This window comes from Bartonella sp. AP1QHHD, from assembly GCF_042196265.1.
Classification (GTDB): Bacteria; Pseudomonadota; Alphaproteobacteria; order Rhizobiales; family Rhizobiaceae; genus Bartonella.
Window position 1 is genome coordinate 1 of the sequence record NZ_JBHIPW010000001.1, and the last position, 26,091, is coordinate 26,091.

A 26,091-nucleotide genomic window follows, 5' to 3' on the forward strand; every position below is an offset into this window, starting at 1 on the left:
ATCTCATTTAAAAATTTAAATCTCTATAAAGGAATTGTGCTCATGCAAAAGAAGTTTGCACTCACAAATGAAACGCGTGTATTTGGTAATCATACCCTTTATCGCATTAAAGCATTAAAAGACTTTTCTGATATCAAAGCAGGTACTTTAGGGGGCTTTATTGAAAAGGAAGATAACCTCTCTCATGATGGCAATTGCTGGGTGTATGATGAGGCTCTTGTGTTTAAAAATGGTCACGTTTATGAAAATGGAAGGGGTTATGACAATGCTATCATTGCTGGCTATGTTTATGATAATGCCTATGTTTATGACAATGCTAGGGTTTATGAAAACGCTCGTATAGCAAATAACGTACATGTTTATGATAATGCCTATATTCATGGAATTGCTGTTATTCGTGAAAATGTCGGCGGGTTTACTAAAATAAAAACCTATACTGAACGTCTCTCTCCTTATAGTGAATTAGAGATTGTCTGGGTCTAATCTAAAGCAGTGTAAATGAAAGCACGGGCGCGGCGGGGGTGCCCCTCTTTTAAATTTCCCATTCCAAATTTTAGCAAACGTTTATCACATTAAATTGTGAGGGTATCTCTATGTGCAAAAAATACGAATTAACCAGTGAAATCAAAAAAATCAAACATGCTCTTACTCGAAATATTATAAACCTTTATCGCATTAAAGCTTTAAAAGATTTCGATGATATAAAGGCAGGGTCTTTAGGGGGCTTTATTGAAAAGGAAGTTAACCTATCCCATGATGGCAATTGCTGGGTCTATGATGAGGCTTGTGTCTACGGTCATGCAAGGGTGTATGAAAATGCAAAAATACGCCATTTTTCTCAAGTCTGTGGTCAAGTTTATGGCAATGCTGAAGTCTATGGAAAGGCTCATGTTTATGGTAATGCTCATGTGAATGGTAGTGCCCGCGTTCTTGCTGATGCTCATATTGATGACCATGCGCATGTTTCTTATGATGCTACGGTTTTTAGTTATGCACGCGTTTATGGTCATGCCAAGGTTTCTGGCTTGGCTTGTATTTATAGCCATGCAAAAATTTATAATTATGCTGTTATTAATGGTCGTGCAAAGATTTATGGCAAGGTTTATGGGAATGCTTGTGTGAGTGGCTCTTGTGAGATTTATGGCTCTGTTTATGGCAATGCAAAAATCTCATATTGTGCAACGATCTGGGGGCGTGCTTATGGCAATGCAAAAATCAATAAAAAAAGCAAAGTAAGGTTGGTTCCAAAAAATTGTGAGGTTTATGAAAGGGATAATGTTGTCAATATAACTGATAAAACAGAATAAAAACACGCATGGGGCGTGCATTCTTTATGGTTATAAACGCATATAAAATGCATTGCTATAAACATATCATAAAAGAGAGAGTAAAATAAAAAAAAGCCGTGCCAAATGATATGACGCGGCTTTCAAATAGCGTTTCTTATTGATTAAAATGAATCATCCACAATGGAGTAATGAATGCATATATACAAAACGTATCATATTGCAAGCGCTCTATGAGAGATATGAAAACTTATCAAAAGGAATGTAAATGATGCGTTTGATTTTTACTCACTCATTTGAATTACAGAGCCTATAAACGCTTGTTATGGCTATCAAACGTATCAAACAAATCAAAATGCTCGGTAGCTTTAACAATCCAATCAAAAGCAAATGCATATTCAATAAATATCTGCAAAAAACGTTCTTTTTACATTTGGAAGCGTTGGTTTTTACAAAGCAGCTTTTCATAAGATAAATAAACAATTATGGTTTTTTGTTACCATTTTTATCAAGTCAATTTTATTAATAATAGTTATTAAAAAATCACAAAATTAGAATAACCACTTGAAAATATACCCATATGGGTATATTAATAATCATGAGTAAAATAAAACGTATCATATGGCTTGGTTCTTCACTCAAAGATATAAAAAGTCTTCCTGATCTTATTCAACAAAGGATTGGTTATGCTCTTTATCTTGCTCAGATAGGAGATAGAGGAGAAAATGTTAAGGTTCTCAAGGGGTTTGGATCTGCCAATGTTCTAGAAATTATTGAACGCGATATTCAAGGAACTTATCGCGCTGTTTATACGATACAATATAAAAAATCTCTTTATGTGTTGCATTGTTTTCAGAAAAAATCGACCCGTGGCATTGCAACACCAAAACCAGACATTAATCTGATTAAAGAACGTCTCAAGTTAGCAGAACAATTAGAAGGGAATTAAAATGATCAATGTTTTTCACGGTAGTTCCAATGTTTATGCGGATCTTGGCTTTTCAGATTCCAGAGAGATGCTTATCAAAGCGCAACTTGCTCATAAGATTAGTCAAATTCTGAAAGAAAAGAACTTAACACAAAAACAGGCTAGTCAACTTTTGAAAATGACTCAACCAAAACTGTCTAAACTCTTAAGTGGAGAATTTCGAGGAATTAGTGAAATGAAAATGCTTGAGTGTTTGGCAAAATTGGGAAACGATATAAAGATTATTGTTAATCCGAAAGAAGTTAAAACGCTTGAAGGACATTTTGAAGTTGTTTTTTCTTCTTAAACTTCTTTATGATTAGCTTTTTTGGATCTATTCATGCATGGCAATCTTATATAAAAAATAGTCAAATGAATCACGTATAAAAGTGTGGATTCTTGAGTGGATTCATATAAAATAATTACAAACAAACTATTGACTTTATTGTATTTTTGTTTATAATGTCCTTCAACAAGCGTGACCATCCGACGACCGTTTTCAACATCAATGCTCCCCTCATCGCTGTAATAATCAAGATCATTATGGTGAACACCTTCGTGAGAGCTCCCATCCCTTGCCCAATCTGCACTCAGCTCTGTCCAATGAGATTTGGGAAACATCTGCTTAGCTACTTCTAACGGCTTGCGGTCTACATACCACAAACGTTGTGCATCGGTTAAATTCGGTTGCACTGCCGCACTATCCCAGACCATTTTTAAAGGATCTAAACGCGTAATGACCGGTTCACCATCGAGGCTGTTCTCATAATCAAGGCGGGTATCAGTCCACCCCATTCCACAAATGACAGCATCTTGGAAAGCATCACTATCTGCATATTCAGCATGTGCCATGTCGCGAAACCATTCTGCTGCTCCTGTAAGCAATTCACTTGGCAATGCCTTCCCTATTTGACGAGGAATGAATTGCACTTCTCGCTTATTGTTGCGTTCTGAACCCACAACAGCATTCACAAGCGGAGCAATACGATTAAAAGTCATAACGGGGCGGCGTTGCTTTTTTAACGCCGATAAATCTTCTTCATTCCATTGATCACCATTGTAAAAACCAAAATCCTCCCGCGCATGTTCACGCCATTTGTTCACATGCTCCACATCTTCTTTGTACCAACTCACAAGCTTACGAAACAAACCTTCATGAGAGAGATCAGATACATTGCTGTCTTTTTCTAAACGTTCATCATCATGCATCATTCTGCCATCCATGAGGTACTCTCATATTCCATTCTGCCGCTATAAGCTGGTCGCTTTTGTATTTCTTTTGGTGGTTTGTATGAAATACACATCAGTCCAAAGGCATCTGCCCCNGTCTATTCATGCATGGCAATCTTATATAAAAAATAATCAAATGAATCACGTATAAAAGTGTGGATTCTTAAGTGGATTCATATAAAATAATTACAAACAAACTATTGACTTTATTATGTTTTTATATATAATGCGTTATTATCATCGTACACATTCTGGTATCCTAGCACTCCATTTTTACCAGAAACGATAGTGTCATAGGCACTGCTTCTTACCATCTCACCTTTGATATCAGACTTTCCTGAAACAAACTGCTCACCACCGTAAATTTTACCCCCTTCAGCTTTTCCCCCATCTTCAACCTTTTGTTTTCCCCCTTTCTTAACTGTACTATCCTGTGAAAGACCCTGTGTTCTAATAAGCTCAGTGCCGCCTCTTTGAATTGTTGTATACAAGCTAAAACCACCGTGATAAACGGAGATCTTTCCACCGTCTTTAACTGTACTACTAATCGAAGTTTCTCCAGTGCTTTCAACTTTCTCACTGTTACTATCAAAGCTAGGATCAGCAATCGTAACAATCATTCCCTTTTCAATTGTGCGTTCTGTGAGATCATTCGATAATGAAGCTATAGCAGATGGTTGCAAGCTAAAATCAGAAAACAAAGAGGTATTTGTCTCATCAAGAGCATAATTCGCATCTAAATACCAAGTTTTACCATTGCTCTCATTTTTTCTATGTTTCAAACTGTACATGTAAGTTCCGGCATCAATAGCTTTGATTTTTTCACCAAAAGTGTTTGCCAGAGTAAAATAAGCGTTTCCACTATGATCAGAAATTAATTTAAACCTTTTGTGGGAAGGGGGTGTGACCTCCCCCCCAGAATCAATAATACTTACTGTATGATAACCTGAACCACTTTCTTTAATGACAAGATAATCACTAAGGTGCTTGGCAAAATTGACATTAAAATTGAAATGTAAAGAACCTGAAAGATCATCAATATTAAGCTGAGAATAATGCTTATTAGTCCCTAAAGACGTAAAAATAACTCTGCCACTTCCCGTTAAATTCTGGACATTAACCTGAGGTTTTTTGCTGTTATCTTCAGACGCAATAATGTATAGTTTGGTATCTTCTCCATTTAAATTAAGATTGTCTACTTCCGTAACAGCTTCACCATTTCCAGCATAAAGATAGAGGTTGCCAAAATCATTAACATTTGTATCCTTATCTAATATTGCACCAGCAAAAACCCATGATTGTGCTTGATGATTAATTGTTAGATTATCCACGTATCCAGAATCATATATCTTCTGAGTAGCTCTATCGTATAAAGTAACTTCGCTCGCATTCCCTCCTGCTAAGATATTCTGCGCACCATTTTTAAAAAGTTCTGTACTCAGTGCAAAAGCCCCTTCATTTATTGTAAAATCCTCACCCTCTATATCAGTATCTTCTGCAAAGCCGTTATTAGAATTCTCTTTACCATCAAGATTCTGGACACCTCCTTTCATAACCTTTGTGTCAACAGCCATCCCACCACTATAGACACTTTGTAGTCCTAGCATTCCATTTTCAGCATAAATTTCGGTGTTATAAGCACTACTTGCCTTATCTTTTCGCGACAAACCAGATCCAAGGCTTCCCTTACCAAAAATAATCTGCTCGCCACCATGGATTTGAGCCCCTTCTGCATTTGCACCACTCTCAACAATTTGTTTACCACCTTTTTTTACAGTGGCATATTCCGAACTGCTCAAGTTTTGTACAACCTCAATCCCACCATGCTCAATTGTTGTATCTCTACTAACACTTGCTGCATCAATGTAGAGTTTTCCCCCTTCTCTAACCGTATTATTAATGGAATAAGCTGCATCTTTATAGTTAAAGCTATTTATTACAGAACCTTCAGAGTCACGGTTAGTAATATAGATCGCAGCACCATCGCTTATTATTGAATTTGTGAGGACTTCAAAGAATAGCTTTTCTAATCTCTTCCTTTCCTCTTCTGAAAGATCACTTCCTTCTACTGTCTGTTTATTCTCTATCTTTTTTGATTCCCCCTTTTTTTCTTTTAGTCCCCTCACTTCCGATAACAACTTTCTTGTCTCTTCTAGGTGTTCACTGACACTTACTGGTGTTAATAACTTTTCTTTTGGTGTCGCTACTCCATCTGCACTCGCAATCTTGACAAAAAAACCACTGGTTATTAATACACAAAAACTTAATTTCAATTTGCGTTGCATTATTCACACTCCATAATTTTAAATTTAAATTCTCCCATTTAGAAAAAAGTGCATAGACCAAAACAACTCAATGCAATTGCTCAACCTCATGTTTTTTTAAGATAACAAAGCATTCGATGGATTAAACTCTGACAGATCAAATATACATCATGTGTTTTAAAATGCATGCACAACTAAAAGATTTAATTTGTTTTAGATACACTTTAAAAGTGTTATAATTGCATCCATGAAAAATATTTTTAATATTTTAAGACACTAAACACCGATCTACGAATAAGATTGATTCCTTAATAGATAAAAATAGCATTAAACTTTAAAGGAAACAGCAATGTGAATGAGAGCTGCGTTTATGTCCACCTATTGCCATCTTCTACAGCATTTAAAGCAGTGTCTTTATTTTATTCAATATGGATAATATATAGACCACTTATTCATACTCATCAGTCCATAATCATTGTTCTAATATATCACGAAGTGTCACAATATTGACTCGACACTGATTTGAAATTTCTATAGTTATAGTCAGTTAACTCGTCATTTGATTTGTCATATACTGAAAGGGACATTCTATTCATGTCTATAAACTCAGAAATGAAAGCTACAAGCAACAGAAATTCCCCTCGTCGCATTTTGTTTGCAAGCCTTATTGGCCCAACAATTGAATTCTTTGATTTCTATGTCTTTGCCACTGCCGCAGCTCTCATATTTCCTCATGTGTTTTTTCCAACACAAAATGATCAGATTGCCATTTTACAATCTTTCCTGATCTTTGGAGCGGCCTTTTTTGCTCGGCCCTTTGGATCAATTGTTTTTGGACATTTTGGAGATAAAATTGGAAGAAAAGCAACACTTATTGCTTCTCTTCTCACAATGGGGCTTTCAACAGTCATTATTGGTTTTCTTCCTACTTATGAAACCGCTGGATGGTTTGCCCCTTTCCTCTTGACCTTGTGCCGTATTGGACAGGGAATGGGATTAGGAGGAGAATGGGGAGGAGCTGTTTTGCTCGCAACAGAAAATGCCCCTCCAGAAAAGCGCGGCTGGTACGCGATGTTCCCCCAATTGGGTGTTCCAATCGGTTTATTTTTATCTATTGCCGTTTATTTAGGTCTGTTGCATTTCCTTGATCATGAAGAACTTTTAGCTTGGGGATGGCGCATTCCTTTTATTGCTTCAGTTGTTTTTATGATTATAGGATTATGGGTCCGTCTTTCAATCAATGAAACTGTTCAATTCAAAAAAACTCTTGAAAGTAAAGAACGTGTCAAAGTTCCTATCATCGATGTCTTTTTAAAATGTCCACGAATCCTATTTCTTGGAATATTTTCTGGTATGGCAACATTTGTTTTGTTTTACTTGGTCACTGCATATTTGTTAAGCTACTCAACAAACCATCTGCAATTGCCATTTTATCAAGCTCTTCAAGTCGAAATTGTTGGTGCTATTTTCTGTGGAATTTTTACTGTCATCACTGGAAAACTCGCTGATCGTATTAGACGTCGAACTTTGATGATTTGGGTTACAATCATCACCGGTATCTATTCTTTTGCAATTCCTTATTTCTTAAATTCTGGAGTTATAGGAGTCCTTGCAATGTCTGTTATCGGTTTGTCTATCATGGGGATGATATACAGTCCTCTTGGTGCTGTTTTGGCTTCACCATACCCAACAGCAATTCGATATACTGGTTCTTCTATTACTTTCAACTTATCGGGTATCGTAGGAGCCTCTCTTGCGCCTTATATTGCAGAATATCTGGTACAACATTTTGATACATCTTATATCGGCTATTATTTGCTTCTTGCTTCTTTTATTTCACTGATTTGCTTCGTCGGATTTACAGATGATGAAATATCCAACTAAAATATAATAAAGAAGAATAAAATAAGTACTGGCAGCAAAAATGCTGCCAGTTTCATTTTTAAAGACAGGGGTTGAGGTATTTTCCACCACAATATTCCCGCGAACAAGGTACTCAAAAAGAAAAATAAAAAATCTGCAATATTGCTTATATAAGAAACAGCAAACATTTCTGATAAGATATGCGTTGTCCCCAACCATGAAACGCAAAAGAAGGACAACATCACAGCCCATAAAACAAGCAAAATTCGATCAATAATCATCATTATGGCGTTTCATTTTTTTAATTATAGTCCATATATTTAACATGCCTAAAAGAAAAATCACAATAAAAACCCAACGCCCTCCCCCTGAGCCTTCCGTAATAAAAAGTGTAGGATTTACTATTCCCAGTAATCCTATAAAAATCAGAACAATAGATACGAGACGCATTAAACCTGTTTTTCCCAGCGACGATCTTCAGTCTGTTGCCAATACGTTAAATTATGATTTTCCATTTTATATTTTTTCCACTGTGCACGAACGAGATTCAACTGCTCTTCACTTCTACCATCAAATATCACGACAAGTCGTTGATAAGCATCAATATCCGAACAAACAGCTCCCTCTATGAGAAAACGAATCTTTGAATCATTCGGATTTTCTTGTCCTGTCGTAAGAAATACAGGCTGAAAGTTTGGATATTGATCACACTCCGTTCCATGTCCAATAAATGATTCATCAGTATAAACCCATAAATGTATATCTATAGAATCGCGTTGTTCTTTACTCACACACTGTATTGTTACTGTACCAAAACGAGCCAATGCACGCTCCACAAGCGTCGGCAAAATATCCTTCAGCGTTGACTGCGTCAAATGATAGAATAAAATATCCAATCTCTTAAGCCTTCATCATTCTTTATAAAAAAGCTAACATCTTTTAAAAAAAACTTCTATATCCCTAATACAAAGGAAACGGTTCAAGATATAAACCCTCTTTTTTGATTGAGATGCATCATCTTTTTGCACGTGTCTTTAAAAGACAATAATTTTTATTTTCAACGTTAATAAAAAGTTTTTTAAGTTATCTTCTAGATTCTTCTAGTTTCTTTGTAGACTATAGTTGAAAATAAAATATAATGTACGGAAAATTTAAAGAGGACCTCATAGGCAATTTTATATTATTTATTTGGTAAAAATATCCAATTCATGAAAGGATATTTTTTCAAACTTTATTACATTTTAACCGAAAGCAGTAAGAATATTTGCTATCGATTAAAAACTGAGGATTTTCCCCAATTTATGCGTATTATTGAGTTCTACATCCTGAAACGTGTCCTTGTTTTGTTTAGTTCTGTCATGATTGCAGCAGTGGGCGTTAGTTGGACTATACAAATTCTTGCACGGATAAACTTTCTCACAACAAGTAAACAAACACTCCTCACAGTCTTACAATTTTCACTCTCATTGGTTCCTTCTGTTATTTTTCTTGTCATTCCATTTGCATTAGTGATCGCAGTTACAACCATCCTCTCAGCAATGCATCAAGACTCAGAATTTGCTGTCATCAATGCCTCTGGTTTTCCTAAAAGTACTGTTTGGAAACCTATCCTTCTTCTTGCTATTGTTGCATCCTGTATCTCCTTTTCTATAGCTAATTTTGTTGTTCCTCAAGCGCGTCTTCATATGCGACAAATGCTAGCAAGCGCTCATTTTGATCTTATTAATCTATTCATTAGTGAAGGGAGCTTTCAAAAACTCGCCAATAACCTTTACATAGAAATTGGCGAACGAAATCCAAATGGAACACTTGAACGCCTTTTCATTGCCGACCAGCGTGATCCTAAAACTGATCTTTTTTATTATGCAACAGACGCATCCATTGTGAATAATAAAAACGGCAGTTTTCTGGTTCTCAATAACGGTGAAATAGAAAGAGTCAATCATCAAAATAACAGTGTTTCAATCGTGCAATTTAGCTCATATACTTTTAGCCTAGGAGAGTTTATCCCCAGTGATAAAACACCTACTCTTTATCCAAAAGATCGGTCTCTTTCTTATTTACAAAACCCTGACCCAAAAGATCCCTACTATCAACGAAAACCACTCCAATATAAAGCTGAATTTCACCGCAGATTAACACAATGGCTCTACCCTATTGTTTTTTCACTTATTGCATTAGCAGCGGCAGGGGATGTACGCTCCCATCGACAAGCTCGTCATTCCGCAAACCTCTCGGCAATTGCCCTTTCTTTTCTGGTGTATTGGATAGGATATTTTTTCGCAGAAAAATCAAAAAGCGATCTTGCATACGTTCCTCTCCTTTATATTATACCTATAGGAACAAGTGCATTTGTCTTTTTTATGCTTTTAACGAATCATAAAATTGGGCTTCCCACAAAAGTTAATGAGATACTTCAAATCGCTTTTCAAAAAATAATGAACAAATTTGAACATCGAAAATCTCAAGATTCCTCGGATAAAATATCATGATTGGGTGGACACTTGGACGATATTTTTTTATACGTTATCTTAAAATAACTTGTTATTTCTTGGGAAGCATTTTTGTTCTTGCTCTTTTAATCGATTTCACAGAGAATTCCGGTAGGCTATCTTCCCTTCCGCATTATACAGCAAAAGATGCATTTTTCCTCTCTGTTTTACGCATCCCTTTTATCATGCAACAACTTATCCCTTTCATTGCACTCTTTTCTGCAATGGCAACGCTTATCTCGCTCAACAAAAAACTTGAACTTGTGGTGACTCGTTCAATCGGTGTTTCTGCATGGCAATTTCTTATGCCAGCTTGTTTTGGAGCTTTTCTTTTAGGATTATTTTCAATTCTTCTCATTAATCCACTTGCTGCATGGGGATTTTCTCAAGCAGAAAAAAAGATGACTGAATGGCGCAATCACAATGTACTAACACCTCTTCACAATACAAGTATCCACTGGTTAACACAACGTACAAATTTAGGCAGAACAACCATTGGTGCTAAATCTATCACCGATCAAGGACTTTCTCTTCTCGATGCAACCTTTGTACAATACAATGACAATGCAACCGTTAAAAATTGGATTAACGCCCCAAAAGCAACCTTGACTAATGGATTTTGGCAATTAACAAATGGAACAATCTATAAAATAGGGCATCCTCCTGAAAAATTTACCGTGTTGCAAATAAAAACCAATCTAAAACCTGAATTTTTAACGGAACGTTTAGTGAATCCCGCAACTATTCCATTTTACCAATTGCCAAAAAAAATTATGATTGCACGTTCATTTGGCTATTCTGCTAATAATTTTGATATGTATTTCCAATCTTTGATTGCATTACCGGCATTGCTTGTGGCAATGACCCTCATTGCAGCAACTGTATCTTTAAATTTTACACGTTTTGGGCAATCTAGAATGTTGATTCTTGGTGGCGTAATAGCTGGGTTTATGCTTTATGTTATTTCCGTACTTGTTCAAGCTTTTGGTAATGCTGGATATATTCCACCAATTATTGCAGCTTGGACACCCGTTGTTATTGCGTTATTCTTAGGAATCTCTTTTTTACTTCATAAAGAGGATGGCTAAGTGAAAGCATTAACACTTAAAAAAACTATTTTAACAAAATTAAGTGCTCTCGCTTTTAAAAGTGTTGTGGGGGTTATTTTAGGAGGTGCTTTATCTTATTGTGCGCACGCTCAAAGCCTTCAATCTCCTTCTCAAAGTCGCATTCAAAATCCGGAACCTCCTCTTTTGCTCTCTGCGGATGAACTCATCTACAATCGTGATGAAAACACTGTTTCTGCAAACGGTAATGTCCAAATCGAATATGATGGCAATAAAGTTATCGCTCAAAAAATTATTTACAATCAAAAAACAGGACGGCTTATAGCACAAGGGAACGTTGAAATTACTCAAAAGGATGGTAATAAAATTTATTCCAACCAAATTGATATGACCAAAGATCTTGGCGAGGGTTTTGTAAACGCCTTACGTATTGATACAGCCAACAATGTTCACTTTTCAGCCCAAAATGCTACACGCAAACACAATCACATAACAGTCTTTGAAAATGCAACCTATACAGCCTGTGAACCTTGCTCTTATAAACCAGATCGAGACGTCCTATGGAAAATTAAAGCAAGAAAGATCATATGGAATAATAGCGTCAAAAAAATTCGGTTTGAAAATAGCAGTTTTGAAGTTTTTGGTGTACCGGTTATAAAATTTCCAAATTTTGAGATCTATGATCCAACTGTCAGGCGTGCTAGCGGTCTGCTTACTCCTCATTTTTTTTATACTGATTATCTCGGTATGGGGATAAAGAATTCTTATTTCTGGAATCTCGCCCCCCATTATGATTTTACCCTTTCTTCTACGGTTTATACCCAACAAGGGCTTTTAACCGAAGGGGAATGGCGTCAGCGTTTAAAAACGGGCCGTTATAACATTCGCTTTGCTCATATATATCAAATGAAACCGCATAGATTTGATAATGATACGATTGATGCCCAACATAAAAACCGTTATATGCTGGCGACAAAGGGGGATTTTCGTATTAACTCACACTGGACTTATGGATGGGATATTCTTGCACAATCGGATCGGCATTTTAGTCGTGCCTATAAACTTGAAAACTATAACAATCCTACACAACTTTCTCAGATCTATTTGAATGGTCTTGCAGGAAAAAATTATTTTGATATGCGTTTTTATCATTTTAAAGTTCAAGATTCAATACTGAATGATCCTCATTATGAACGTCACTCTCGACAAGCGTGGGTATTACCACGCATCGATTATTTTTTCACACCAGATGAACCCATTTATAATGGAGAGCTTACCTTCCATAGTAATATACAATCAGTTTATCGTCGCCATGCTGACTTCAGTTCACCCGACCAGAACGGAAACCCTCTCAACACAGTAAGACTTTCTGGTATGGCTGGAAATAGTTTGCGTTTAACAAATGAGCTTCAGTGGAAAAAGCGCTTCAACACGCACAATGGACTCATCTTAACCCCTCTTCTCTCTCTACGAGCTGATATCATTACAACCAATGCAAGCAAAAATCATACAGATTCTATAGAAAACAATGCCTTATCCGCAATTCATGGTTCAGCAATTCGTGGCATGGCAACAGCAGGGTTGGAACTACGCTATCCCTTCCTCATTATAGCTGATCATTCTACACATATTATAGAACCAACTGCACAAATTTTTATACGCAATAATGAACAATATATTGGACAAATTCCTAATGAAAATGCTCAAAGCTTTGTCTTTGATGCAACCACTCTCTTTCAACGAGACAAATTTTCTGGTTATGATCGTGTAGAAGGTGGTACAAGAGCCAATATAGGTATAAGATATTCTGGAAGCCTTAATGATAATTGGTCTCTTTATGGTCTCATTGGACAATCCTTTCATCTAGCAGGAAAGAATTCTTTTGCAGAAAAGGACTTTATCAATGTCGGTACTCATTCTAGCTTAGAGGCAAAACGTTCAGACTATGTTGCAATGTTTGGTACAACCCATAAAAGTGGTTTTTCCTTAGAAACGCGTGGACGCTTTGACAAAAAAACAGGGAAAATCCGCCGTAGTGAAATCGAAGCATCACAAAAATGGCAAAATTTTTGGGCGGCTCTACAATATGCCTATATCGCAAAGCAACCAGATTATGAATATTCTCAAAAGCGCCAAGAAATTTCTTTTCAAACAGGACTTAAATTGGCAGATTATTGGTCCATTAATAGCAACGCCGGTTATGATTTAGTATCTGGTACATTTATAAAGCGAGGAATTAGCTTGAGTTATATGGATGAATGTTTCGGGTTAACATTCGGTTATCAACAGGTAACGAATCCAGGCAGGAAAGCACCCTTGCAAAACTTTAATTTCTCTCTTTCATTGCGTACGATTGCAGATATCGGAAAAAAGATAGATTAATTTATAAAGGGAATGTATCAGTCATTTAACTTATCATTGTTTTTATGAAAGAAAGCGTGTATTTTAAGTTGTTGATGAGAATTAATAAACAATGCGAAAGCCTATTTACATGAATAAATTGAAAAAGCGTTTTCTTGCTTTATTTTATATTGCATCTTTGAGCGTAAGTAGCCTGCTAATAAATGGATTTTTGATTCCGACAGTCTTTGCGCAGACTTCTATTGTTGTTACAGTTAATGGCAACCCCATCACAAATTATGATATACAAAGACGCCTTGCTTTTCTCAGGTTACAACAAAAGCAAAGCAATTTGGTGGCACAGGCTAAAAAAGAGCTTATTGACGAAAAGCTAAAAAATATTGAAATAAAACGTCGTAATATTGAAGTAAGCAATGATGAAGTTGATAGAGCTTTTGAGAATTTTGCGACACAAAATAATATGACGATTGATCAGCTCAACCAGATTCTGATCCAAACTGAGATCACTGTGCAACACTTTAAAGATTACATCCGTGGACAAATAGGATGGGGGCGTCTTGTTAGTGCACGCTATCAAGCTGAAACTGGTATGATTAGCGAACAAGAAGCTGTACGCAGAATATTAAAAAATGGTGGTGTAAAACCTTCAACCAACGAATATACATTACAGCGAATTGTTTTTGTCATTCCTGCACATCGTCGTTCAGAAATCTTTGAAAGACGTCAAAGAGAAGCAAGTAATTTTCGCGCACATTTCCGTGGATGTGCCAATGCTCACAATCAAGCAAGAGGTATTTTAGACGTTACTATCCGCCACTTAGGAAAGTTTCTGGAGCCACAACTTCCTAATGCATGGGAACAAGCTATTCTTGAAACGCCTGCTGGAAAAATGACAAAATTACAAGAAACATCTGATGGAATCGAAGCAATTGCTGTCTGCAAAATAAAAAGAGTTTCTGATGATTATGTCGCTCGACTGATATTTTCTCTTCAAGATAGTAAAAAAAGAAGCCCGCAAAAACTTGAAGAATTAAGCGAAAAATATTTAGGAGAACTGCGCCGAGTGGCACGCATTCAAAATTCATAATGGCTGCTCTTATTGTTAGCGGTGGTGATCCTGCCGGAATTGGTCCTGAAATAGTACTAAAAGCGTGGAATTTGCGTGTTACGCGCCAAATTCCACCTTTTGTACTTCTTGCTGATCCAGATGTTATTCGTTCGCGCGCTCGTTTTTTACAGATTGATGTTGAGGTGCAATCTGTTTTAATCAATAATCCTGCAAAAAATTTTCAAAACGCTCTTCCTATCATACCGTTAAAAAACAAACAAAGTGATCAATTAGGTATACCTTCATCGAAAAATACAGCTGGAATTATTGAAGCAATTAAACGCTGTGTTCAATTGATTCAAAATGGCCATGCATGTGCACTTATCACTTGTCCTATTGCAAAAAAGAGTCTTTATGATGCCGGTTTTCAATTTCCAGGTCATACAGAATTTTTAGCCGATTTAGCCCATAAAGCTTTTCATAAATGTTATCATCCAGTTATGATGTTAGCAGGACCCCGATTAAAAACAGTACCAATAACTGTTCATATTCCATTTAAAAATGTTCCTTCACAGCTTACCCGTGATTTAATTATTCAAACGGTACTTATTACTGAATATGACTTAAAAACACGGTTTAAAATAACATCGCCCCGACTAGCTGTTGCTGGTCTTAATCCTCATGCTGGAGAAGGAGGTGCAATGGGAAAAGAAGATATTGAAGTTATCACTCCTGCTATTGAATATCTTAAAAAGAAAGGACTCAATATTACAGGCCCGCTGCCTGCCGACACAATGTTCCATGAATGCGCAAGAAAAGCATATGACGTTGCCATTTGTATGTATCATGATCAAGCCCTTATCCCTATTAAGACATTAGACTTTGATAGCACTGTTAATGTCACGTTAGGTCTACCTTTTATTCGCACGTCTCCAGATCACGGAACTGCTTTTAACATTGCTGATAAAGGGATAGCCTCTCCCGAAAGCTTTATTGCTGCTCTTAAACTTGCAAATCAACTTGCAAAAAATAGTTTAAACCCATGCCAATAGATAATCTCCCTCCTCTGCGTGAGGTCATTGATATATATGGATTAAAAGCGCATAAATCTTTGGGGCAGAATTTTCTTTTTGATCTTAATTTAACATCTAAAATTGCTCATCAAGCAGGCAATATAGAAGGAAAACCTGTTCTTGAAATTGGTCCTGGTCCTGGAGGTCTCACACGTGCCTTGCTAGCAAAGGGTGCCATTGTAACAGCAATAGAACGCGATGAGCGCTGCATACCGGCTCTCTTAGAAATAGAAAAACACTATCCTAAAAAATTAAAAGTTATTTGTAATGATGCACTGAAGCAAGACTTCTCAAAACTCTTTGAAACAAGCCCTGTAAAACCGCGCATTATTGCAAATCTTCCCTATAATATTGGGACACAACTCTTATTAAATTGGCTTTTGACTGAACCATGGCCTCCTTTTTATGAATCAATGACATTGATGTTTCAACGTGAAGTTGCCAAACGGATTACAGCTAAACCTCAATCTACTCATTATGGACGTCTTAGTGTCTTAACTGGCTGGCGTACCACTGCTAAAATTGCTTTTGATGTCCCCCCTCAAGCCTTCATACCAATACCTAAAGTAACGTCTTCCGTTGTTCATATTATTCCGCGAACACAACCTCTTGCCTGCTCTGCACAAAAACTAAGCCTCGTCACAAAAACCGCCTTTGGACAAAGACGAAAAATGCTTCGTCAAAATCTCAAAATACTTGGAGGTGAAGAGCTATTAGAAAAAGCTGGAATTGATGGAACGCGCCGAGCTGAAACGCTCTCGGTTTCTGAATTTGTAACTTTAGCGCATCTAGTGCTCTAAAAAATGCATTTTGTGTTATAAAACCTTTTTTAATCACAACATTTATCGATTTTTTCAGCAATAAGCCCATCAACAAAAGAGCCAAGATAAGAACAACGCTCACGTTTTACGGTTTCAGCTAAATAAATTGATTTAATAAAAGATAAAGACTGATCTAAATCTTCGTTAATCACAACATAATCATAAGAAAGCCAATGCTTTAACTCCGTTCGTGCATTTTCCAATCGCAAATTGATAGTATCTTGACTATCTTCTGCTCGACGATGTAAACGCGAAACAAGCTCTTTCATTGATGGTGGAAGAATAAAAACAGATACAGTGTCTCCTAGCATCTTTTTTTGCAGCTGCTCGGTACCTTGATAATCAATATCAAATAACATATCTTGGCCAGTATTCAATGCGCTTTCAACAGTTTCACGTAAAGTGCCATAATAATTTCCGTGAACTTCTGCCCACTCAATAAATTCATCCCTATCACGCTTATATTCAAACTCTTCTTTTGAAATAAAGTAATAATGCAGCCCATCTACTTCACTAGGACGCCTTTTCCTTGTGGTCATACTTACGGAAAGCTCTAATTGTCCCTCTTTTAGAAGTAATCGAGAAATTGTTGATTTACCAGCACCTGAAGGTGAAGAGAGAATAAATAAAAAACCGCGGCGTTGATTCATTTTTATAGTACTCAATTTACTTTCAAAGACTGTCATTACATCACTCTACTTTGTTCATAAATGTTTCTCCAAAGTTTGAATTATATATTATCTCAACCTATCCCCTAATCAATGTGTTTTCTTAGAAATTCTCAATGTTATTCTGCTCTTTTTTGAGATAAGGTATTAGCAGTATATTCACTTCTTTCTTAAATATTTTTATCCATACGCTAATCCCACTTCCCACTTGTGACAGACAAGAAAATAATTTTTTATCATTCTCATAAAAAGTTTAAATAGAAAAATTTTACTATATTTGAGATTTTCATTTACGATGCAAAAAGATGTGTTATCACTATAAATTCAATGTCTTGCCTTTAATTCTCGCCACTTGCGAACATTCATATTATGTTCTTCTAAAGTTCGAGAAAAAACATGCCCTCCTGAACCATCAGCAACAAAATAAAGTGCATCACTGCTTGGTGGATGTGCCACCGCTTTCAAAGAATCTCGACCTGGATTTGCAATAGCCGTTGGGGGCAAACCATTAATTTTATAAGTATTATATGGTGTTTCCTTCTCAAGATCTGAACGATAAATCGCACGACCGGATGGTTTTCCTTTTCCTCCGAAGAGACCATAAATTACTGTTGGATCCGATTGAAGACGCATATGCTTTGTAAGGCGGTTATAAAATACCGCAGCAACCATTGGTCTTTCTGCTGCAATTCCCGTTTCTTTCTCAACAATTGAGGCTAATATAACAAATTCATCAATTGATTTAATAGGTAAACCAGGTGAACGCGTAGCCCATATAGCATGAATTAATTTTGTCTGTCCTTCACGCAATCTATTTACAATCTCTTTACGCGTCGTCCCCCGAATAAAACGAACAGTATCCGTCATTAAACAGCCTTCTGGAGGCAAAATTTTTGGAAGGTCTCCAATCAAAATTTCATTCGCAGCTAATCGATCGAAAACTTGCTGAACCGTTAAACCTTCAGGTACTGTAAATGTATACTCTATAGATTTTCCTTTCACAAGAATATCCATAATATCCTGCATCGAAGCATGAGCTGGAATTAAATATTCACCAGCCTTCAGATGCGTTGTTTTTTGGTGATAACCAACCCCATAAACAAAAATATCTGATGATCGAATGAAACCACGTTTTTCTAGCAATGAAGCAATTTCACGAATTCCGGTACCAGGATGGATAAGAACAATTTGTTCTTCCTCAATTTTTCCCTTTTCTTCAAAAATACTTTTTCCAATATAAAGAGGAATACTTATGGCAAAAAGAATAATCACAATCAGCATAAGAAAAAAATGACCGAGAATGACCAACGGATTACGGACGATAGATGATTTCTTTCGTTTTTTATGTATTAACATGTCATAACTATCTGCTAAATGATTCGAAGAGGAATCACTTACGTCCTTTAATGATTTTCCATTTTTCACATCGGACATAACCCCTCAATAGCGATTAAGGATAATATTATAATTTCTCATTCACCTTATAATAAAGTAGAAAACTCAAAAGCAGAAATTAAATAAAAATACTTATTATCCCCTAAAACGTCGCATCACCAACGATGCATTTGTCCCACCAAATCCAAAAGAATTAGAAAGAATCGTATCAATCTTTCGTTCACGCGGTTTGTGTGGTACAAGATCGATTTTTGTTTCAATCGATGGATTGTCAAGATTAAGTGTCGCTGGGGCTATATTATCCCGTATAGCTAAAATAGAAAAAATAGCCTCAGCAGCACCGGCTGCACCAAGTAAATGCCCGATAGATGATTTCGTTGATGACATAGAAACTTGTGGTGCATAACTCCCTAAAACACGCTCAACAGCCGCTAGCTCTATGGAATCAGCCATCGTAGATGTACCATGAGCATTAATATAATCAAGTTCACTCACATTCACTTGTGCACGCTTAAGAGCAGCTATCATACTACGCTGAGCCCCTTCACCACTTTCTGAAGGTGCTGTAATGTGGTAAGCGTCACCAGATAAACCATAGCCAATAACCTCAGCATAAATACGCGCCCCTCGTTTTTTGGCATGTTCCAGCTCTTCTAAAACAACAACAGCTGCTCCTTCCCCCATCACAAAACCATCACGATCAGTATCATAAGGACGTGACGCCCGTTCAGGATCATCATTGCGACAAGTAGAAAGAGCTCTACAAGCTGCAAAACCTGCAAGAGATATCCGATTTATCGGAGATTCAGTCCCCCCTGCCACCATGACATCTGCATCACCAAACATAATCAAACGTGCCGCATCACCAATCGCATGCGCCCCTGTTGAACAAGCTGTTACAACAGAATGATTAGGCCCCCGTAAACCATATTGAATAGACACATAACCAGAAGCAAGATTAATCAAACGACCTGGAATAAAAAAGGGAGAAACACGACGTGGGCCCTTATCACGAAGCGTATAACCAGCTTCAACAATACCCTCAACTCCCCCAATTCCCGAACCAATTAACACACCTGTACAAATCTGATCTTCATCACTCTTAGGAAACCATTCGGCATCTGCAAGCGCTTGGTTAGCAGCAGCCATTGCATAAACAATAAATGCATCAACTTTACGTTGCTCCTTAGGTTCCATATACAAATCAGCATTATAGGTCCCCTCTGTTCCATCCCCTAAGGGGATACGCGCAGCAATCTGGCATGGCAAATCTGACACATCAAACTCAGTGATACGTCGGACACCACTTCTTCCTTCAAGAAGTCGTTTCCAACTATATTCAATATTACCAGCTAATGGAGATACCAATCCTAAACCAGTAACAACAACACGTCTCATAACTTCTAACCTTGAACTAAACTTCACCTCTCAAAGCTCTCTTTTCAAAAGAGCTCCGAAGAATATAGGCAAAAGCAATTTATGCCTTTGCCCTTTAGTAATCACGCAGAAGCTTTATCAATGAACTTGACTGCATCGCCAACTGTAAAAATCGTTTCAGCAGCTTCATCTGGAATTTCTACCCCAAACTCTTCTTCAAAAGCCATAACGAGTTCAACCGTATCAAGGCTATCAGCCCCTAGATCATCGATAAAGCTTGCATTTTCTACAACTTTATCAGCATTAACCCCAAGATGTTCCACGATAATTTTTTTAACGCGCTCTACTGTATCACTCATGTTGAAATCCTCGAATTTATATTTCCTATAATTTGGTTAACTATATCGGTTCATCTAATCAAGCAATAGATGCATTACTTTAAAAGATTTTAGTAATGATTTAAAACATCCTGTGGATATCCCCTACAAAATGAACCAATCTGACATTCCGACATCAATTGATTAACGACCATATTAAAGAAATAGATGCATCTATCCATTTCAATCGTTACTATCTAAAATAATACAACTCATAAATCAATGTGGAATAAAATAAATACTCATATCATTGCCATTCCACCATTGATATGGAGTGTTTGACCTGTCGTATAGGCTGCTTCATCGCTTGCTAAATAAACAGCAGCAGTGGCTATTTCTTGCCCACTTCCCATACGCTTCATTGGAATCGCAGCCATAATGGCTTCTTTTTGCTTTTCATTAAGCTTGTCTGTCATTGCAGATTTAATAAATCCTGGAGCAATACAATTGACAGTGATATTTCGCGAAGCAATTTCTTGTGCCAATGCTTTAGAAAAACCTATCAAGCCTGCTTTTGCAGCACAATAATTCGTTTGTCCAGGATTTCCCACAACACCAACAACAGATGTAATGTTAATAATCCTTCCATAACGGCGGCGCATCATAGAATGTATTAATTCACGCGTCAAAAGAGAAGCAGCTGTTAGATTAACTTCTAAAACATCATCCCAGTCTTTATCTTGCATACGCACAAAAAGACCATCCCTAGTGCTTCCCGCATTGTTAACCAAAATATCGACGCCATCCATTTCTCTTTCTGCAACTTCAGCCAATTGTTTAATCGATTGGCGTTCAGAAAGATTAGCGGGAAATACAAAAACATTCTGCCCTAATTCTGCCGCCACTTCTCTGAGCTTTTCTTCGCGTGTTCCATGAAGTCCAACAATAGCTCCTTGTGCATGAAAGCAGCGTGCAATTGCCTCACCAATTCCTCCCGAAGCCCCCGTTACAAGAGCTTTACGTCCTGTTAATCTAAACATCTTTTAACTCCTTATAGATTAAACGCCAAGCATACCTAGCGCTGATTCTATTTCATCAACTGTTCCAATGGTTACCCCCTTTATATCTTTGTTAATACGACGCGTTAAACCTGTTAATACTTTTCCAGAACCAACTTCAAAAAGCGTATCAACTCCATTAGCAGCGATCCATTCTATTGTTTCACGCCATCGCACCCTCCCAGTCACTTGTTGGACAAGAAGAGTAGTAATACGCTCTGGATTGCTCTCAGGTGCAACAGAAACATTGGCAATCAAAGGAACAATAGGGGACATTTTGTTAACAGTCAAAAGTGCTTTCTTCATGGCATCAGCAGCAGGTTGCATTAAAGATGAATGAAAAGGTGCAGAAACAGGAAGAAGAAGTGCACGTTTTGCACCTTTTGTTGATGCAATCTCTACCGCTGCCTCAACTGCTTTTGCTTTACCGGAAATAACAATTTGCCCACCACCATTATCATTAGCAATCTGACATAGTCCTTCTCCAGAAACAGTTTCACAAATTTCTTCCACAATGTGCTCTTCTAAACCAATTAATGCAGCCATAGAACCTTCACCAACCGCGACAGCAGCCTGCATAGCATTGCCACGAATACGCAAAAGTCTTGCCGTATCTGTGAGAGTAAATGTACCAGCAGCACAAAGAGCCGAATATTCGCCTAAAGAATGACCAGCAACAAACCTTACCTTTTCTTCTATACGAAGCCCTAATTGTTTCATCACACGAATGACAGCCATAGATACAGCCATTAATGCCGGTTGTGCATTTGCTGTTAACGTTAAAACATCTGCTGGTCCTTCAAAAATGATCTTTGATAATTTCTCACCCAAAGCATCATCAACTTCCTCGAAAACCATCCTTGCGACAATAAATTGCTCTGCAAGCGCTTTCCCCATACCAACAAGTTGACTCCCCTGCCCTGGAAAAATAAAAGCTGCACCCATTTATCAACTCCTAAAACTGTACAATTAAATTATTTTCTTTTGACCTTATTCATCCGCACAAATCAATATAAAGCCCTTTATTTAAAACGAATACCACACTTAAAATTATATTTTAAGGGCGGAATTTGATATAAAAACTTAGGAAAATAGGGTGCTATAAACTGAATAACACCCAAACTTATGAGACTTCCTAAAAGTGCACCTGCTAAAATATCAAAGGGATAATGTACACCCACAAAGATGCGCGCCCAACAGATCAAGCACAAAAACACGGTGGCAAATTTAAAAGTAACTTTGTATCGGTAAAAATAAAAGTTAGCTGCATAAGATGCAATGGTCAAGGCATGATTACTAGGAAAAGAAGCTGTTGCACGATGTTGAATAAGCGGTGTCGTCAGCCCTACCACGAATGGGCGAGGATGAAAATAAAAAAGAGAAATGAGATAACCTATGAAAAGAGATGCACAAATACTCATGCAAATGCTTAGCACAACACACCGTTCCCTCTCCCCACCACAAAACCACAACGCACAAAGATGGAGAGGAATAATATAAATTAAAAACTTTGCACAAAAAATACTAAACAAAACTACAATCGACCAAGCTTGATGATTGCCGACAAACATTTCAAAGAGTGTAACATCAATCTGGTTTAAAAAGTCCATTTTTCCCTCCTTTGCCTTTATATTACAGTATTATCTTTTTGTAGAAGAAGGAAATATATCAAGATTTAACAAATCAATTTTTTTGTGTGCATAAACTTGCTATTTTAAAAGATAACCTGTAGATATGAAATATTCGTTGCCGGCACTTTAGCTGGAGGTTGAACGGAGGGCTGTAAAATATCAGTAGGAAATACAATGTTTCCGGCCTCCCGTATCTCCGCTCTGAGATGTCTCGAATTGTAAACGCGTCCTTTCTTCTTTGGATTTCCAAAAAAGACAAGTCGCAGAGGCTTTGCGCTAAAACCGGTGAAATTTAATTGAAGAAAGGCAAAACAATGGCTCTTTATGAACATATGTTCCTTGCCCGACAAGACATTGCTCCGCAGCAAGTTGATGAACTTTTGAGTCTCTACAAAGGTGTCATTGAAGCGCATGGTGGAAAAGTTGGGCGTATAGAAAATTGGGGACTTCGTCCTCTTGCTTACCGTATTCGTAAAAACCGTAAAGCTTATTATGTCTTAGTCAATATTGATGCACCAGCTTCAGCAATTGCTGAAGTGGAGCGTCAGATGCGCATCAATGAAGATATTTTGCGTTATATGACCATTCGCGTAGAAAAACACGAAAAAGAAAAATCTGCTATGCTCTCACACCTTGATCGCAATAGTCACATTGGACATGATGAAGAGCGTCCTCGTTTTCCACGTCGTCAACGTGAAAATACTATAGAAGGGGTAGAATGATGACTGATACTAATCAAAACTCTGCACGTCGCCCCTTTCATCGTCGTCGTAAAACATGTCCTTTTTCAGGGACCAATGCTCCCAAAATTGATTATAAAGACATCAAGTTGTTACAACGTTATATTTCCGAACGTGGGAAAATTGTTCCTTCACGGATTACTGCTGTTAGTCAGAAAAAACAGCGTGAATTAGCTAATGCTATCAAACGTGCTCGCTTTTTAGGCTTACTTCCGTACGTTATAAAGTAAGCAATCAATATGCTATGCAACTGGAGAGTTTCTCCAGTTGCTTTTCTTATATGGTTAAAAAATAGCTTGTTGTATCCTATGTTAAGCTATTAAATGTCAAAGTTGGGGTATTGACACGCCTCTAACTGCAGAAAGCAGGACAGCAATAAATGAAAAAAAATCGTACTTATGAGATATTAACCGGTATTTTAGCAGGATTATTTGCTGTTGTGATAGGGCTGGCAATCATCAGTGTTGCAAATATCGTGCCCTTTTTTTCTCTTCTTCTTGGCTGCTTTCTTTCATTACCAATTTTTATTGTTGCGTTCGGTCAAGGAACATTAGCCAGTCTCATCGCCCTCATAAGTGCTACTGTTGTTCTTATCATAACCACTAATACCTATATTGCTCTTGGCTTTATGGTCTTATTTTTCCTTCCTGCTGTCTATGCTTCTTGGCTTCTTGGGCTTGCACGACCAGCGCAAAAAGAAAATGAACTGATATGGTATCCATTATCATCGGTTATTTTTCATTTAACTAATTTTATCGCTCTTATAGCAACTTTCATTGGGCTCTATGTTCAAACACGTCCTTCCACACCCATCGTTGCAAAAAAAATCACCGAAAACATAGCACAAACTCTGCAACAAACACAGTCAATAAAAGAAGCCTATATACGCGCTTTTAGTGAGCTTTTAATGACGCATACAGCAACTTTTACTGCTTTTTCTTTGACTATTTATAGTTTGGTTTTTCTCATTGGTAACCTTTACTTTTCCATTATAGCAGCACAACATATGAAATGGCTGAAAAGACCCCGTGATGATTGGAGCCAAACTCTCCGCCTTCCAATTTCTGGAATTATTATTTTCATTATTGTTTGCATAACATCGATGGTTGAGCTGAGCGCTTCTCTTAACTTGAGTACCCTTGTCTTTAGTACTGCATACATTGTCATCATATTAATTAGCGGTCTAGCATATCTTCACAATATTACAAAAGGGGTAAACGGTCGAATTATTATACTTTCTCTTGTTTATATTGCTATTTTTACAGTCGTTTTTGCTCCACCTATTGTTTTCATGGTACTTTTGATGGGAATTTGGGCTGCTATTCAATACAATTTTCAATCACGCAAAAAACTCCACTAAATTTATTTGTTCGAAAGGAAAAACTATGGATATTATTTTACTTGAGCGCATTCCTCGTCTTGGTCAGATGGGTGATATTGTCTCAGTTAAAGATGGTTATGCGCGTAATTTTCTCTTGCCTCAAGGTAAAGCTTTACGCGCAAATGAAGCTAATAAAAAACATTTTGAGGTACAACGTGCACAACTTGAAGCACGTAATCTTGAACGCAAAAGCGAAGCGCAAAAAATTTCTGAAAAACTTGATGGACAATCATTCATTGTTGTTCGTTCTGCTGGTGAAACGGGACAACTTTATGGTTCTGTGTCAACACGTGATATTGCTGAAATCATAACAGATGAAGGCTTTTCTATTGGAAGAAATCAAATCGAACTTAATCATCCAATAAAAATGATCGGTCTTCACACTATCACTCTTAGTTTACATCCAGAGGTTCAAATTTCTGTGATTATTAACGTTGCGCGTTCTACCAGTGAAGCACAACGCCAAGCAGAAGGTGAAACTCTCACTTCGGCTAAAGAAATATATAATATTCAAGAAGAATTATTAGAAGAAAGTCAGGAAGAATTATTGGCAGAAGAAATTAATGACAACGATATAAACAGTTCTCATCAAGAAGCTTAATTGCTATTTTTCTTTCTGTTTTATATTTTTTATTCCATTATAAATATCGCTCATAAAATACTCACACTTTAAAAGTGAGTATTTTATGGCTATCGTACATAAAGAACCTTATTTTTATGAAAGAATTAGAAGTATACTATTTAAAGGCATTACATGCCGAGAATGATAATATCACTAAGAGGAAATTTCTTTTGTTTTCAAGCATATAAAGCAAAAATAATTTAAAGTTCTACCCTTAAGGCTAAAGTTTGTATGAGTGTTAAGTTGATTACATCCTCACATGATCTGAAATAATTTCAGTTATAAAAAAATAATTCTACTTACACAGATATTGGAATTTTAAGGTTAAGTAACTTAAAAATACTTAAATTTAGAGTAGCAAAACTTCCACTTTAAAATCACATATTATAAAATAGAATAGATAGACGTTATATAAATAATACACAAATGA

At 36.9% G+C, this 26,091-nt stretch carries 26 protein-coding genes and 1 pseudogene; 15 read left to right on the forward strand and 12 right to left on the reverse strand.

Annotated features, from left to right (window positions below; all coding sequences use genetic code 11):
• The first annotated feature begins 42 nt into the window (after positions 1 to 42).
• The 4 genes from ACFIME_RS00005 to ACFIME_RS00020 all read left to right on the forward strand — a co-directional run bounded on the left by ACFIME_RS00005 (position 43) and on the right by ACFIME_RS00020 (position 2,560).
• Complete coding sequence (locus ACFIME_RS00005; RefSeq protein ID WP_375684340.1) at positions 43 to 483, forward strand: hypothetical protein; 441 nt, start codon at positions 43 to 45, stop codon at positions 481 to 483.
• 110 nt (positions 484 to 593) lie between these two features.
• Complete coding sequence (locus ACFIME_RS00010) at positions 594 to 1,307, forward strand: hypothetical protein (protein WP_375684327.1); 714 nt, start codon at positions 594 to 596, stop codon at positions 1,305 to 1,307.
• Between the two features lie 577 nt (positions 1,308 to 1,884).
• Positions 1,885 to 2,235 (forward strand): type II toxin-antitoxin system RelE/ParE family toxin, encoded by a 351-nt coding sequence (locus ACFIME_RS00015; protein WP_041581387.1) that lies wholly within the window; start codon positions 1,885 to 1,887, stop codon positions 2,233 to 2,235.
• Position 2,236: 1 nt separating this feature from the next.
• Positions 2,237 to 2,560, forward strand: a complete 324-nt coding sequence (locus ACFIME_RS00020; protein WP_015856199.1) for a helix-turn-helix domain-containing protein — start codon at positions 2,237 to 2,239, stop codon at positions 2,558 to 2,560.
• 157 nt (positions 2,561 to 2,717) lie between these two features.
• On the opposite strand, the pseudogene ACFIME_RS00025 reads toward ACFIME_RS00020, so the two are convergent.
• Positions 2,718 to 3,477 (reverse strand): annotated as a pseudogene (locus tag ACFIME_RS00025) (portal protein); the annotation flags it as partial.
• Between the two features lie 215 nt (positions 3,478 to 3,692).
• A complete protein-coding gene (locus ACFIME_RS00030) occupies positions 3,693 to 5,768 on the reverse strand; it encodes a pertactin-like passenger domain-containing protein (protein ID WP_375684328.1) in 2,076 nt (691 codons plus the stop codon).
• A 573-nt stretch (positions 5,769 to 6,341) separates the two neighbouring features.
• Here ACFIME_RS00030 and ACFIME_RS00035 point away from each other — a divergent pair.
• Positions 6,342 to 7,631, forward strand: a complete 1,290-nt coding sequence (locus ACFIME_RS00035; protein ID WP_375634107.1) for an MFS transporter — start codon at positions 6,342 to 6,344, stop codon at positions 7,629 to 7,631.
• Here ACFIME_RS00035 and ACFIME_RS00040 read toward each other — a convergent pair.
• From ACFIME_RS00040 to ACFIME_RS00050, 3 genes are read right to left on the reverse strand one after another with little or no spacing between them, the layout of a single operon-like run.
• Entirely contained in the window at positions 7,628 to 7,891 is a 264-nt protein-coding gene (locus ACFIME_RS00040) for a hypothetical protein (protein ID WP_375661841.1), read from the reverse strand. The two genes, ACFIME_RS00035 and ACFIME_RS00040, sit on opposite strands and share 4 nt — an antisense overlap.
• Positions 7,881 to 8,060, reverse strand: a complete 180-nt coding sequence (locus ACFIME_RS00045; protein WP_375661836.1) for a hypothetical protein — start codon at positions 8,058 to 8,060, stop codon at positions 7,881 to 7,883. Before ACFIME_RS00045 ends, ACFIME_RS00040 begins: the two co-directional genes overlap by 11 nt.
• Positions 8,060 to 8,506: a DNA polymerase III subunit chi gene (locus ACFIME_RS00050; protein WP_375634109.1), complete on the reverse strand. Its 447-nt coding sequence runs from the start codon at positions 8,504 to 8,506 to the stop codon at positions 8,060 to 8,062. Before ACFIME_RS00050 ends, ACFIME_RS00045 begins: the two co-directional genes overlap by 1 nt.
• 405 nt (positions 8,507 to 8,911) lie before the next feature.
• Between ACFIME_RS00050 and lptF the strand changes: the two genes are divergently transcribed.
• The 6 genes from lptF (at position 8,912) to rsmA (ending at position 16,451) form a co-directional block, all read left to right on the forward strand.
• Positions 8,912 to 10,102: an LPS export ABC transporter permease LptF gene (gene lptF, locus ACFIME_RS00055; RefSeq protein WP_375634111.1), complete on the forward strand. Its 1,191-nt coding sequence runs from the start codon at positions 8,912 to 8,914 to the stop codon at positions 10,100 to 10,102.
• The gene (gene lptG, locus ACFIME_RS00060; protein WP_375634113.1) at positions 10,099 to 11,190 is read left to right on the forward strand and encodes an LPS export ABC transporter permease LptG; all 1,092 of its coding nucleotides are present in this window, start codon (positions 10,099 to 10,101) and stop codon (positions 11,188 to 11,190) included. Before lptF ends, lptG begins: the two co-directional genes overlap by 4 nt.
• Entirely contained in the window at positions 11,191 to 13,551 is a 2,361-nt protein-coding gene (locus ACFIME_RS00065; protein ID WP_375661834.1) for an LPS-assembly protein LptD, read from the forward strand.
• 109 nt (positions 13,552 to 13,660) lie between these two features.
• Positions 13,661 to 14,617, forward strand: a complete 957-nt coding sequence (locus ACFIME_RS00070) for a SurA N-terminal domain-containing protein (RefSeq protein WP_375634117.1) — start codon at positions 13,661 to 13,663, stop codon at positions 14,615 to 14,617.
• Positions 14,617 to 15,630: a 4-hydroxythreonine-4-phosphate dehydrogenase PdxA gene (gene pdxA / locus ACFIME_RS00075; RefSeq protein ID WP_375684329.1), complete on the forward strand. Its 1,014-nt coding sequence runs from the start codon at positions 14,617 to 14,619 to the stop codon at positions 15,628 to 15,630. The genes ACFIME_RS00070 and pdxA overlap by 1 nt, the downstream gene beginning before the upstream one ends.
• Positions 15,621 to 16,451, forward strand: coding sequence for a 16S rRNA (adenine(1518)-N(6)/adenine(1519)-N(6))-dimethyltransferase RsmA (gene rsmA / locus ACFIME_RS00080; RefSeq protein ID WP_375684330.1), 831 nt, complete (start codon positions 15,621 to 15,623; stop codon positions 16,449 to 16,451). Before pdxA ends, rsmA begins: the two co-directional genes overlap by 10 nt.
• A gap of 29 nt (positions 16,452 to 16,480) precedes the next feature.
• Here the strand turns inward: rsmA and gmk are convergent, their stop codons facing one another.
• From gmk to ACFIME_RS00115, 7 genes are all read right to left on the reverse strand, one after another.
• Positions 16,481 to 17,158, reverse strand: a complete 678-nt coding sequence (gene gmk / locus ACFIME_RS00085) for a guanylate kinase (protein WP_375684331.1) — start codon at positions 17,156 to 17,158, stop codon at positions 16,481 to 16,483.
• Between the two features lie 306 nt (positions 17,159 to 17,464).
• The gene (gene mltG / locus ACFIME_RS00090) at positions 17,465 to 18,574 is read right to left on the reverse strand and encodes an endolytic transglycosylase MltG (RefSeq protein WP_375634125.1); all 1,110 of its coding nucleotides are present in this window, start codon (positions 18,572 to 18,574) and stop codon (positions 17,465 to 17,467) included.
• A 96-nt stretch (positions 18,575 to 18,670) separates the two neighbouring features.
• Positions 18,671 to 19,933, reverse strand: coding sequence for a beta-ketoacyl-ACP synthase II (gene fabF, locus ACFIME_RS00095; RefSeq protein WP_375631722.1), 1,263 nt, complete (start codon positions 19,931 to 19,933; stop codon positions 18,671 to 18,673).
• 101 nt (positions 19,934 to 20,034) lie between these two features.
• On the reverse strand, positions 20,035 to 20,271 hold the full coding sequence (locus tag ACFIME_RS00100) for an acyl carrier protein (RefSeq protein WP_004860281.1): 237 nt from the start codon (positions 20,269 to 20,271) through the stop codon (positions 20,035 to 20,037).
• 260 nt (positions 20,272 to 20,531) lie between these two features.
• A complete protein-coding gene (gene fabG / locus ACFIME_RS00105) occupies positions 20,532 to 21,269 on the reverse strand; it encodes a 3-oxoacyl-[acyl-carrier-protein] reductase (protein ID WP_375684332.1) in 738 nt (245 codons plus the stop codon).
• An 18-nt stretch (positions 21,270 to 21,287) separates the two neighbouring features.
• Entirely contained in the window at positions 21,288 to 22,232 is a 945-nt protein-coding gene (gene fabD / locus ACFIME_RS00110) for an ACP S-malonyltransferase (RefSeq protein ID WP_375612933.1), read from the reverse strand.
• Positions 22,233 to 22,309: 77 nt separating this feature from the next.
• Positions 22,310 to 22,897 carry an undecaprenyl-diphosphatase gene (locus ACFIME_RS00115; protein WP_375679821.1) on the reverse strand — a complete coding sequence of 196 codons (588 nt, stop codon included), beginning with the start codon at positions 22,895 to 22,897 and terminating at the stop codon, positions 22,310 to 22,312.
• 335 nt (positions 22,898 to 23,232) lie between these two features.
• Between ACFIME_RS00115 and rpsF the strand changes: the two genes are divergently transcribed.
• From rpsF to rplI, 4 genes are all read left to right on the forward strand, one after another.
• Positions 23,233 to 23,640, forward strand: a complete 408-nt coding sequence (rpsF, locus tag ACFIME_RS00120; protein WP_375612935.1) for a 30S ribosomal protein S6 — start codon at positions 23,233 to 23,235, stop codon at positions 23,638 to 23,640.
• Entirely contained in the window at positions 23,640 to 23,888 is a 249-nt protein-coding gene (rpsR, locus tag ACFIME_RS00125) for a 30S ribosomal protein S18 (RefSeq protein ID WP_012754957.1), read from the forward strand. Before rpsF ends, rpsR begins: the two co-directional genes overlap by 1 nt.
• Positions 23,889 to 24,037: 149 nt before the next feature.
• Positions 24,038 to 25,018: a hypothetical protein gene (locus ACFIME_RS00130; protein WP_375634326.1), complete on the forward strand. Its 981-nt coding sequence runs from the start codon at positions 24,038 to 24,040 to the stop codon at positions 25,016 to 25,018.
• A gap of 25 nt (positions 25,019 to 25,043) precedes the next feature.
• A complete protein-coding gene (gene rplI, locus ACFIME_RS00135; protein ID WP_375617653.1) occupies positions 25,044 to 25,640 on the forward strand; it encodes a 50S ribosomal protein L9 in 597 nt (198 codons plus the stop codon).
• The last annotated feature ends 451 nt before the right edge of the window (positions 25,641 to 26,091 follow it).